Raw genomic sequence first — 12,007 nt, 5'->3', positions numbered from 1 at the left:
ATTGCCGTGACCGTCCGGGAGAGTGACTGACCGATGGTGACGCCCGGCTATGTTCCTCGCCTCTGCAACGCCGCGCGTGTCCGCCCTGGATTCGTCAAGCGTTGCCTATTTTATTGGAGCCTGAACCAGATGCAACCCCGATAATCCGGGCGTGTCTGCATTAGTTAAGAGTTACTTGACCAGCAGTACAAAGGCATCCAGCCACATCGAGGATCGCGGATTCCCTTGTGACTTCACGCTGGCATAATGACGGTATGACCGTAAGAATCGAAGACGTGGCCCGCTTGTCCGGCGTCTCAACGGCCACGGTCTCACGGGCCCTACGGGGACTGCCCGGGGTGGGCGGGCGAACCCGGGAACTAGTCCTCCAGGCCGCCAAGACCCTGGGATACACCCCCTCCCCCACCGCCTCCTCTCTGGCGAGCGGACGGACCCATTCCATCGGATTGATCCAGCCGGACATGTCGCGGTGGTTCTTCAGCACTATCCTCGAATGCGCCGAACAGACCTTCCGCAAGGCGGGCTATGACGCCCTTGTCTACTCCCTGCCCGACTACCTTGGTCCCAAACGTCAACGGTTCAAGGCACGGGACCTGGTGGGGAAGGTGGACGCGGTCCTGGTCCTCTCACTCTTCTTCGACAAGCAGGAGGAGGCCGAACTGCGCTCCTTGGGTGTGCCGGCCGTCTTCGTCTCCGTTCGCCAGAAGGGCTACAGTCATGTAGGAATCGACGACGGGCAAGCTGCGGCACAGGCCTGCCGTCACTTGATTACGCTGGGCCACAAGACCATAGGCCACCTGTCAGGTCAAACCAATGACCTCTGCCCCTTCGCTCCCTCCCAGCGCAGACGGGATGGCTGGAAGCAGACCCTGACGCGCTTCAACCTCGAGTGCTCCGACAGCTTGGACGAAGCCGTGACCATCATGACGGCCTCCAACGGCTACCTGGCCACCAAACGCCTCCTGGACAGGCGTCCCGATATCACTGCCATCATGGCGTCCTCGGATGAGATGGCCATGGGGGCCATCCAAGCCATCCGCGAGCGCGGCCTGGCAGTGGGTCGAGACATCTCGGTCATCGGCATCGACGGGCACGACCTGGGCCGACCATTCGGACTGACTACGGTGGCCCAACCGGTACGCAAGCAGGGGGTGACAGCGGCCGAGGTCGCGCTGAAGGCCATCGAGGGCGACCTGGCACTGAAGACGATCATCTTCCCCACCAAACTGATAGAGCGGGCCACCGTCGGCCCCCCGCCCGCCGGTAGGATCCGCTGACCGGTGAACCTCCTTGGAGAGCTGTATCCAGAGGCCCTCGTTCACACCTGACGGGGATGACCATTGACGTTGAGGACCATAGACGGTCCTGACATGCGCTGCAAGCCCACACCTTCCGGCGTCACCGTCACCCTGATCGAGGTCCCCCTGATCAGAAGGGTGTATTCCAAAGAGGTCCACCCGTCCGGCAGACGGGGATCGATCCCTATGGCCGTTCCCCCCGTATCCCTCATTCCACCGAAGCCGCAGACCAAGGTCGACCAGACACCACCAGCGGCCGCCAGGTGGATGCCATCCTCGGTATTGTCATGAAGATTGAACACATCGGCGAAGAGGGACCGCCTGAAGTAGTCCATGGCCAGCTCCTTACGCCCCACCTCGGCAGCGAGAATCGACTGGGAGGCGGCCGAAAGGGTGGAATCTCCAGTGGTCAGCGGGTCGTAATAATCGAAGTCGGCCAACTTCTGCTCGGGGGTAAACCAGGAGCTGAGCAGAAAGAGGGCCAGGACCACGTCCGTCTGCTTAAGGACCTTGTGACCGTAGATGGCCAGGGGGTGGTAGTAGAGGAGCAGGGGGCGGGCCGGACAGTGTTCGAAGTCCCACTTGGGCCTGTTCATGAATTGGGCGTCCTGGGCATGAACCCCCTCCTGATTGGCGTAAGGCATGAACATAGCCTCGGCCATCCCCTTCCAGATCTTCAGGTCCTCATCACCGAATCCCAGGCGTTGACGGGCCTGGGCCAGGATCTCTCCGGTCTCGTCGGCCTCATCAAGCCTGTGGACGGCCTGTATGACGGCCATGAGGTTGAACCGAGCCATCTGGTTGGTATAGAGATTGTCATCCACCAAAGCCGTGTACTCGTCCGGCCCGGTCACGCTGTGTATGTGAAAACGTCCGTCCGACTGGTAGCTGCCCAGGGATGCCCACATACGTGCGGTCTCGACCAGTATGTCAATCCCCTCTCGACCCAGGTAGTCATCATCCCCGCTGACTAAAACATACTGCATGAGGGCGTAGGCTATGTCGGCATCAATGTGGTATTGGGCGGTGCCGGTGGGGAAGTAGGCCGACCCCTCTTCGCCGTTGATGGTCCTCCAGGGGAAAAGGGCCCCGTCCAGATTCATGATGGCAGCGCGCCTGCGCGCAGCCGGGAGCATCTCATGCCGATAGTGGAGGATGGCCCTGGCTCGTGCGGGGTCGGTGTAGGTCAGAAAGGGAAGGATGTAAATCTCTGTGTCCCAGAAGTAGTGACCGTCATATCCCGAACCACTCAATCCCTTGGCCCCCACTCCGTTCCTGACCTGGGCCGTGGCCTGGGCCAGCTGGAAAATCTCCCACCGGCTCACCTGCTGGATACGGCCACCGTCCCCGGCAGCCACCTGCACGTCCCCCCTTCGCCAGAAATCCTCCAGCCAGGAACGTTGCGCCCCCTCAAGACCGCCTGCCCCCCTATGACAGGCGCTGTCGAGATCCTCCAGGCAAGCCAGGACCATGCTCCTGGCATCCGACCCCTCCCGTGTGCGCACGACCAAGCCGCAATCGACCCCGACCGGGAGGATAGATGGGCTCCGGTAGGCGGCGTAGCGACGGACTGAGATCCTTCCGCCTGCAGGCACACGGAGGTGCCAGACATCCTCCGGGAGGGCGGAGGTCACCATGGACCTCGCACCTGGATCGCCGTCTGTACTTTCGACATACTGGCGGACGGCCAGGACTGCGGTCATCTGTGAGTTGTTGCAGCGGTAGACATGGCAGACAGGGCCCTCCTGGTCCCCGTCTGCGTCTTCCAGGACCTCGTGTATGCCGCAGCCGTCGACCAGGTTGGACTTCCGTGGATCGTTAGAAACCTGTCGACGGGGTGCGTTGCCGTTGATCCTGGCATCCACATCCACCGTCATTGTCCTGTCAGGTGATTCGATAATCAGAGTATAGAGGGCCAGATGGGGGTCGAAGAGGCAGACCATACGCTCCACCGTCACGAACAGGTCGGCCCCATCGTCGGTACGGTAACGCCGGACATAGGATGATATCCCCCGTCTGAAATCGACCTTTTGGCTGGCAGAGACCGGACTGCCCAGGGGGTAGCCCTCCAGGCTCAGGGAGAAATCGGAGGCATCGGGTACCCCCTGGATCACCTGGCCGACACGGGCGAACCCATAGGCGGTCTCAGGGTGCTTGATGGTGAAGGTGTCATGGAAGCCGCTCATGAAGGTCCCGCTACCCAGGTCCCGACTGGGGTCCCCGGCCCCCCTCACCCCGATGTTCCCGTTCGACACGGAAAAGAGGGTCGCACTGTTGGAATCCCCCTCCTTGTTCTCAATCAGTGCCCAGGGGTCCACAGGGTAGGTGGTCGGATCCAGGTCGGCCGGCCTTGCCAGATCGGCGCGGGCGGATCCGTCCTGAATCATCTCGACCAACTGGTCGACCACATGGTCGGCACCGGAGTCCAAGAGGGCCTGCCGACCGGCCCCCCGGTCCACACCGACAACCAGACCGAATCCCCCGGCCCGGCCGGCCGCCACCCCCGAAAGGGCATCCTCGACCACTACGGCCTCCTCTGGCCGAACCCCCAAGAGGTGTGCGGCAAAGGCATAGGTGTCGGGGGCTGGCTTCCCCTTGAGCCCCTCCCTGGCCCTGACGTTCCCGTCCACTATGACGTCGAAGAAGTTCCTGATGCCGGCTGCGCTGAGCACGGTATTGGCGTTGCGGGAGCTGGATACCACCGCCAGGCGCTTGCCTGTCCCCATCAGGTGACGCAGGACATCCACAGTGTCGGGGTAGGGCTCAATCCCCTCCTCATTCAGAAGACGCTCGAATATGGCGTTCTTGCGGTTGCCCAGCCCGCAGATGCTGCGGACCGTAGGTCCGTCCGCAGGATTCCCCTGCGGCAGGTCCACCCCCCTGCTGGCCAGGACCGCGGAAACTCCGTCATAGCGGGGCTTGCCATCGACATAATTAAAATAGTCCTGGTCCTCATAAGGGCTGACATCCTCCGGCAGGACCTGGTCGAACAGCTCTTTCCAGGCGGCCTTGTGCAGGCGAACCGTGGGAACCAGGACCCCGTCCAAATCGAAGAGAACAGCCAGACTCTGGACAATTTTCATGGTTGCGCATCCTACTCACTTGTTCTTGCGGATCAGATGAATCTGCCGGACTCCGAACAGGTTTTTTCAGCCCTTGACCGCCCCGGCCAGCATACCTCGGACGAAATAGCGTTGCAGGAATAGGAAGACGGCCACCGGGACGACCATGGCTATGAAGGCACCGGGTGCCAGAAGGTACCAGGCCGACCCGCGGGAACCGACCATGTCGGACAGGCGGGATGTCAGCGGGGCTGTCGCCGGGGTGTTTCCAGCGAAGGCCAGCGCCACCAGCAGGTCATTCCAGACCCAGAGGAACTGGAAAATGGCGAAGGATGCTATGGCAGGGACCATGAGGGGCAGGACCACCTTCAGGAAGATCTGCACATGGCTGGCTCCGTCGACCTTGGCCGCCTCGATCAGCTCCTTGGGTATATCCAGCATGAAGTTGTGCAGGAGGAAGATGGCCAGCGGAAGTCCGAACATGGTGTGCGACAGCCACAGGACCCAGAAGGTGTTGTTGAGCCCCCACTTCACATACTGGGAGAGCAGGGGAATCATGGTCACCTGGATGGGGACCACCTGGAGGGCGAAGACAGCAACGAAGAGGATGTTCTTGCCGGGGAACTCGCACCATGCGAAGGCATAGGCCGCCAGGAGCGCCAGGGTAATGGGGATAAGTACGCCGGGGATGGTGATGACGAAGGAGTTGACGAAGTAGGCGCCCAGGTTGTAGCCACCACCCAGCACCGACCTGTAGTTGCCCAGGCCGAAATCCTTCCAATGGGAGGGGCTCAGGCTGGTCCACCAGCCGGAGGTGGATATGGCCATCCTGTTGTCACGGAAACTGGTCACCAGGAGGCCGACGGTGGGGATGGTCCACAAGACGGCAATGATAATGGAGATGGCCGAGCTCCAGGGAGAGGACAGCTTGTTCCTGGTGCGGATCAGCGCCTTTTCATGGCGGGTCAGTTTCCTGCTCATCTCACATCCTGCGACTTTCTCATTTGGTGGACGTTGAACGCTATCAGGGGGATGACGACGATGAACATGATCACCGCCAGGGCGGCCCCCAGACCTGTGTTCTGGTACTGGAAGGACTGTGTGTAGAACTCGTTGGCTATCACCGAGGTCCCGTAGTTGCCGGCCGTCATGGTCCTGACCACGTCGAAGGCCTTGAGCCCGGCCATGGCCACGGTGGTCAGAACGACCACTATGGAGGGCCTGATCATGGGGACAGTCACATAGAAGAACTGCTGACGGGCATCGACTCCGTCCAGACGGGCTGCCTCGGTCAAGTCGTCAGGAATGGCCTTGATGGCCGCCGACAGGACGGTCATGGCATACCCGGCCTCAATCCAGATCATGACGAATATGAGGAGGAAGGTGTTTAGCGGTGAGGACATCAGCCACTGCGGGGCCGAGGCCGTCTTGTTGCCGAAGAGGTGGGCCAGACCGGTATAGACGGCGGACAGGAGTCCCACGCGCTGGTCATAGACGAACTTCCAGATGATGGAGGCCCCTACCATGGATATGGCCATGGGCAGGAAGATCAGGGACTTGGCCAGCTTCTCGAACCGGGTCCTGTCCACCAGGACAGCGTAGAGCAGGCCGATGGCCGTAGAGCACAAGGGAACCAGAACAGTCCACAGGATCGTGTTGATCAGAACCTGGACGAACTGAGGCTCGGAGAATATCTTCACGTAATTGGCGAACCCCACCGCCTCGTTGCCGTCACGCCCGTAGAAGGAGTCACGGAAAGTGACGATTGTGGGGTAGAGCAGGCCGAAACATACCAGGGCCACCGAGGGCAGGAGGAACATGACCGCCACTCCCCAGGAGGGCATCCGCTTGGGCAGGTTGGTCAGGAAGAGGATCAACGCCATGACGCCGACGAAGATGAGGATGGCCAGAAGCATGGCCAGGAGTTTGGACAGGTTGCTATCCGGATGCAGAATGAAATCCATGGTTGTAAGATGCCTTTCTCAGGCCACCCCCTCCACAGCCGGAGCTGGTGGAGGGGGTGTGCACTCTTTACCGTGCGTCGGGGTGGCACAGGGCCTGACTATGACTTATGGAGCTGTGGGCCTTGAAGCGTCCCGAGGGAACACGAACTCACTTGACGTCGCTGGGCCAGGATTCCTCGACTGCGTCGAGCACCTGCTGCTCGGACTTGTTCTGGGCGAAGTAGGCTATCATCTGCTTCCAGAAGGAGCCCGTACCCACTTCGGCAGGCATCATGTCTGAGGCGTCGAAACGGAAGGTGGTCCCCTCGGCAGTCAGAGACTCATAAGCCAGCTTGTCGATGGGCTTGAGATTCTTCTCGTCCAGTCCGGTGTTGGCCGTAATCCAGCCCGTCATGGCCTTGGCGCGTGCGTTGGCGTATTCGGGCGATGAGAGGAACTCTTCGAACTTCTGCACCTCGGGCTTGTCGGAGAAGGCGATGGCGAAGTCACCCCCGCCAATCATGCTCTTATGCTGGGCATCCTTGCTGGGCATGGGGAAGGCCCAGACATCCCCGTCCTTGGCGATCTTGATATCGGGGTTGGCTGTCTGGTAATTGCTCTGATAGAAAAGAGCCATGTGCATGAGGTAGCCCTTGCCATCCACCAAAGGGGTGCCGGCATCCTGCCACGCGGTAGAGGCTATGGACTGGATGTCGCCGAAACCACCGTTGACGTAGGCCGGATCCTTCAGGATCTTGCCGATTTCCTTGAAAGCGGCCAGAATCTTGGGATCGTTGAAGGGGATCGTGTGGTCGACCCACTTGTTGTAGGTGTCGGCATCGGTAAACCGCAAAACGGCATCCTCCAGCCAATCGGTGCCGGGCCAACCGGAGTCGGCTCCGCCCTCCAGACCCACGGACCAGGGCTTGACCGATGCATCCCCCTTGTTGTCATCGGCGATCTTCTTGGTCAGGTCCATCATCTCGTCCCAGGTGGTCGGGACCTTGTAGCCCTTTTCCTTGAAGGCCTTGGGCGAGTACCAGATGAAGGACTTGGCATTGGCATCCACCGGGATGGAGACCAGCTTGCCATCCAGGGTGGAGTAATCCTGCCAATCCTTGGAGTAGTACTTCTTCACATTCGCAGCAGCCTTGGCGGGGACATCCTTGACCTTGCCCGTGGCCACCATGTTCTTGATCATTCCCAGCTGAGGCATGATGGCCACATCCGGAGCGGAACCGGCCTTGACGCGGACTGGGAGCTGTGCGGCCATGTCACGCGAACCTTCGTGCTCCACCTTAGCTCCGGTACAGTTGGCGAATTCATTGAAAGCCTTGACCGTAGCATCCCCCTCCTGGTCGATCCAGGGGGTGTAGGTGGAGATCTTCTTGCCGCTCAGGTCACCATACTTCTTGTAGGCAGTGCAACTGGCCGAATCGGCTTTCTTCGAACCATCGCCGGAGCCGTTGCCTGAGCCGCAGCCGGCCATGCCGAATAAGGTGGCTGAACTAACCACCAGGGCCAGCCCCTTCATTAACGTTGTCCTTCTCATACTTCTCCCACTACGTTGTGTTCGTGAACGTATACAGACAGCTCCTATATTCAGGACCCACCATCCGTATGACAGTTCCTTCAGCGTCTTTGCACATTATTTCCGTACGGGTTCGCGACCCCGGCCGGACGCTTCCATGCGCATTTCTCAGTATAAGTACAAATATAGGTCATTGCAAGCGCTTACTCTGTTCTGTTGATTGGAAACGCACCGGATTACGGTAGGGCGGGAACAGCCGGGAACCTCGCAACCATGAGTGCAATGGCAAGGTCAGGATAAAGAGAAACCCGACGGCAAGGAACCGTCGGGTTGAGAGAGAAGAAGGGATTCAGTTATGAGGCCCAGGGAGGAGCCCCGCCGGTCATCACTCCAACCGGCACGATTTATACAACCATGGCTTTCTGCAAGTCTGGGTGGGATAAGCTCAAAGTTTCCTGTGAATCCTGTGCCCCTGTATGCACCTGGTCTTCCTGCCGTAGGTCCGGTCAGGGCCCGGGAAAGGCGGCCAGGAATCCAGAAAGGCACAGTGGGGGGGGGGGGTCAGCCTTCCTCAGATCCGTTTTCCGCAGTCTTCAATTTGGTCTGCTCGGCCTCGAAGCGTGCCTTCTCCTTAGCCTTGCGCTCGTCCGACTGGGCCTGGAACCGATCCAGCTCCTCCTGCACGGCCTCCTTGGGGATTTTGGCGAAGATGGGGGCGGGTCTGGCGATCAGGGCCCCCTCCTTTACAGGCTCGCTACTCCAGGGGTGCACATTGACGCCCAGCTGATAGGTGCCAGTGATGATCGGGTAAGAGAAGCCGGGCTTGTCCAGGTCCTGGACCTCCTCCAGATGGGGCAAAGGGGAGAAGGTCCCCTCACCTCCCATGGTTTCGTAGACCTTCTGGGCCGAGTGTGGCAGGAAGGGGGCCAGAAGGGTGTTGGCGTCGCAGACAGCCTGGGCGGCGGTGTGGAGGACGGTGGCCAGGCGGTCCTGGTCCTCCTTGATTTTCCATGGTTCCTGTGCCGATAGGTACTTGTTGATATCGCTGACCAGGGCCATAGCCTCACCCAGAGCGGCCTTCTGGCGCTGGCGCTCGATCAGGGATCCCACAGTGTCGAAGGCCGACCGGGACTCCTCCAGGAGAGTCCGGTCCTCTTCAGTCAGCCAGCCTTCTTCAATGTGAGGGATCTGACCGAAATCCTTGTTGAGCAGGTTGGCAACGCGATTGACCAGGTTGCCCCAGGAGGCGGCCAGCTCCTCGTTGTTGTGCCGGACGAACTCCGCCCAGGTGAAGTCCGAGTCCGAAGTCTCCGGCCCGGCAATGGAAATGTAGTAGCGAACTGCATCGACCGGGTAACGTGCCAGGATGTCCTTGACGTAGATGACGATGCCTCGGGAGGAGCTGAACTTCTTGCCCTCCATGGTCATGAACTCGCTGGCCACCACCTGCTCAGGCAGGTTGAGCTCGCCGTAGGGCCCCGGCTCTCCTCCCTTGGATCCCTGGCCGTTGTAAGCCAGAATCTCCGAGGGCCAGATCTGCGAGTGGAAGGTGATGTTGTCCTTGCCCATGAAGTAGTAGCCCAGGGCCTTGGGGTCATTCCACCACTTGCGCCAGGCCTCGGGGTCGCCCTGACGGCGGGCCCATTCGATGGATGCCGACAGGTAGCCGATGACGGCGTCGAACCAGACGTAGAGCTTCTTGTTGGGGTCGTCGACCCACCCGTCCACCGGCACGGGAATACCCCAGTCGATGTCGCGTGTGATGGCCCGCGGCTTGACCTCCTTGAAGAGCCCCAGGGAGAAATTGAGCACGTTGCTGCGCCAGCCCTTGCGGGTCTTCAACCAAGCCAGGTTGGCCTCGGCCAGGGCAGGAAGATCCAGGAAGAAGTGCTTGGACTCCTCAAAACGGGGCGTCTCCCCATTGATCTTGGACACAGGGTTGATCAGTTCGTCCGGATCCAGCTCGTTGCCACAGTTGTCGCACTGGTCGCCGCGAGCGCCATCGGCACCACAGATGGGGCAGGTCCCCTCAATATAGCGGTCCGGCAGGGTTCGTCCGGTGGAAGGCGAGATAGCCACCTTCTGTTGACCCTCATAGATGTAGCCATTGGCCCGGCACTGGCGGAAAAGCTCCTGCACCACCTTCTCGTGATTGCCGGTCGTGGTCCTGGTGAAGAGGTCATAGCTGAGTCCCAGATCGCACAGGTCCTTGACGATGACCCGGTTGTAGCGGTCGGCAATCTCTTGGGGACCTACTCCTTCAGCATCAGCCTCCACCAGGATGGGAGTGCCGTGCTCGTCGGTCCCAGAAACCATAAGGACATCATTGCCCTTCATGCGTTCGTAGCGTGCATAGACATCCGAAGGGACGCCGAACCCAGCGACGTGGCCGATGTGACGGGGCCCATTTGCATAGGGCCAGGCGACGGAAACAAGGATATGACTCATACCAGCAAGATTATCGGCTTAGGCCTACAATCCCCCGCCTCATCCACAAGACTGCCGGCTGTCAAGCAGATTATCCACAAGTTCACAAATTTAGGCCTCCTTCAGGCAAGCCCGGATACGGCCCTTTACAGTCGAACCATGAATCGAGAACACGTCCTCGGGGGAGCGACGTGGGCGCCTGCCACTACCCTTGGCGCCAGCCGCACCCTTAGAGCTACAACCAAGCCGCCAGGCCGGGCACCGCTCGTCGACACCGCTCAGCAGTGTTTCGGGCCACGATACGGAACAGGCCCAACGCGCACCCGTGGCCGTCCGCCTACGACCGAATTCGGAACCCCGGTTCCTGAGCCCAAACCGCTGCCCAGTCTGATTCAGATCGGAGATCTGCCAGGTCCGCTCAGCCTCAGCCTGCTGGTGAACGAGGGAATCGTGACCTGCCTGGACCGATCCTGTTGCTACCTGAACGAACAGGCGGAGGGACTCTACGGTCGCGCCTCGATCGTCATGTCCATGGTCCCTTACGGTGCAGCAGCATGCGGCGGACTGGCGCTCTGGGTATGGATCAACGGCCATTTCCCCGATGCTCTGGACATCATCTCCAACTCACACTTCCGCACGCCGGTTTACAGCAGGCCCCTTCGCCCCCATCAGCGACAGCTGGATGCCCGTTATCTGATGAAGCTTGGGCGGCTCTGGGTGACTTCGCCGCTCTGGACGGCCTGTGATTTGGCCTGCGAGCCCACGGGCCAATGCAACGGTGAGGACATCATGGCGGTTCTCCATGAGCTCATGGAGCGGTATCATGTCAGCTGCGGATCCTGCGAGGCGCTTCTGTCCTCCAACCCCCGATGGCCTGGCCACGCTCAAGGACTGGATACCATAAGACGGCTCAAGGCGATCCTATGAATAAGGCGATGAGGGACGGCCGACGTAGTCATGGCCATCATCGGCACCAGGATAGGATCAGACACCGTCGTGAATCCTCCGCTACTGAACGCATGACCCGGCTCATGACTGTCACCAGCAGCCGGTCGCACCCCTCAACGGAAGACGATTGGAGTCAAGACGAACCCAATAGCCTCGAACCAATGGCCGAGGGGCGGGCCCCACCTCCAGAGCCTCCCTTGGTGCCAACGGCACTGATGGCCACAGACCCCGAGACCGACCCGAGCATCCTCTGGACCATCGCCCGAGAAGAGCCCCGGCTGCGCCGGTGGCTAGTGGCCAATCCCGCCGCTTCGCCGGCACTGCTGGAAACCGTCTCACAGCTGGGTGGGCCCGGTGTGCGCAGGGCGCTCGAGGTGCTGCTGGATGAAGAGGACGGGAATCAGTCCTCCTTATCCTCTTCAACGGCCAAGGCATAGATCCGCTTGCGATTAGGCAGGCTGCCATCGGCCAAGGGATGCTCGGCAGCCACCCGGGCGATAGCCTCCTTGAGCCGCAGATCCTCGGATCTGGCCAGTTCGCGTGCCAGGTCTGCCAACTGCCGATCATCCATGGCCTCAGGGTCGTTGCGCCTGGCCTCCAAAGCAGAAGCACCAGCCACGACCAGGACCATCTCCCCCCTGGGGGGATCCTCCTGGAGGGAGTGCACAATGTCGCCGACGGTACCTCGCCGGATCTGCTCATGCTCCTTGGTCAGCTCCCTGCAGAGGGCCATGAGCCGGTCGGAGCCGAAGACCTCCTGAAGGTCCTGCATAGCCTGATCAATGCGGTGGGGTGTCT

9 protein-coding genes are annotated in these 12,007 nt (G+C 60.7%); 3 read left to right on the top strand and 6 right to left on the bottom strand.

Annotated features, from left to right (window positions below):
- Positions 1–254 precede the first annotated feature (254 nt).
- Complete coding sequence (locus AC0AP0_RS04785; protein ID WP_313840516.1) at positions 255–1,277, top strand: LacI family DNA-binding transcriptional regulator; 1,023 nt, start codon at positions 255–257, stop codon at positions 1,275–1,277.
- Between the two features lie 41 nt (positions 1,278–1,318).
- On the opposite strand, the gene AC0AP0_RS04780 is transcribed toward AC0AP0_RS04785, so the two are convergent.
- The 5 genes from AC0AP0_RS04780 to metG all read right to left on the bottom strand — a co-directional run bounded on the left by AC0AP0_RS04780 (position 1,319) and on the right by metG (position 10,282).
- Positions 1,319–4,381, bottom strand: coding sequence for an HAD-IA family hydrolase (locus tag AC0AP0_RS04780; protein ID WP_490429538.1), 3,063 nt, complete (start codon positions 4,379–4,381; stop codon positions 1,319–1,321).
- Positions 4,382–4,447: 66 nt separating this feature from the next.
- Positions 4,448–5,341: a carbohydrate ABC transporter permease gene (locus AC0AP0_RS04775; RefSeq protein ID WP_198207591.1), complete on the bottom strand. Its 894-nt coding sequence runs from the start codon at positions 5,339–5,341 to the stop codon at positions 4,448–4,450.
- Positions 5,338–6,324, bottom strand: coding sequence for a carbohydrate ABC transporter permease (locus AC0AP0_RS04770; protein ID WP_046322292.1), 987 nt, complete (start codon positions 6,322–6,324; stop codon positions 5,338–5,340). The genes AC0AP0_RS04775 and AC0AP0_RS04770 overlap by 4 nt, the downstream gene beginning before the upstream one ends.
- 148 nt (positions 6,325–6,472) lie before the next feature.
- Positions 6,473–7,837, bottom strand: coding sequence for an ABC transporter substrate-binding protein (locus AC0AP0_RS04765; protein ID WP_490429537.1), 1,365 nt, complete (start codon positions 7,835–7,837; stop codon positions 6,473–6,475).
- 558 nt (positions 7,838–8,395) lie between these two features.
- Positions 8,396–10,282, bottom strand: coding sequence for a methionine--tRNA ligase (gene metG / locus AC0AP0_RS04760; RefSeq protein WP_490429536.1), 1,887 nt, complete (start codon positions 10,280–10,282; stop codon positions 8,396–8,398).
- 429 nt (positions 10,283–10,711) lie between these two features.
- On the opposite strand from metG, the gene AC0AP0_RS04755 reads away from it, so the two are divergent.
- Together AC0AP0_RS04755 and AC0AP0_RS04750 are read left to right on the top strand one after the other, a co-directional pair.
- Entirely contained in the window at positions 10,712–11,188 is a 477-nt protein-coding gene (locus tag AC0AP0_RS04755; protein ID WP_490429535.1) for a hypothetical protein, read from the top strand.
- Complete coding sequence (locus tag AC0AP0_RS04750; protein WP_489931834.1) at positions 11,185–11,646, top strand: variant leucine-rich repeat-containing protein; 462 nt, start codon at positions 11,185–11,187, stop codon at positions 11,644–11,646. Before AC0AP0_RS04755 ends, AC0AP0_RS04750 begins: the two co-directional genes overlap by 4 nt.
- Here the strand turns inward: AC0AP0_RS04750 and AC0AP0_RS04745 are convergent.
- Positions 11,610–12,007 (bottom strand): SAM-dependent methyltransferase (locus AC0AP0_RS04745; protein WP_490429534.1); only part of this gene is annotated, 398 nt, incomplete at its 5' end. The genes AC0AP0_RS04750 and AC0AP0_RS04745 overlap by 37 nt on opposite strands.

The sequence above is a fragment of the Bifidobacterium sp. POST2/T3 (B1) genome (assembly GCF_058197115.1).
This window is presented reverse-complemented; position numbering and strand designations above follow the sequence as displayed.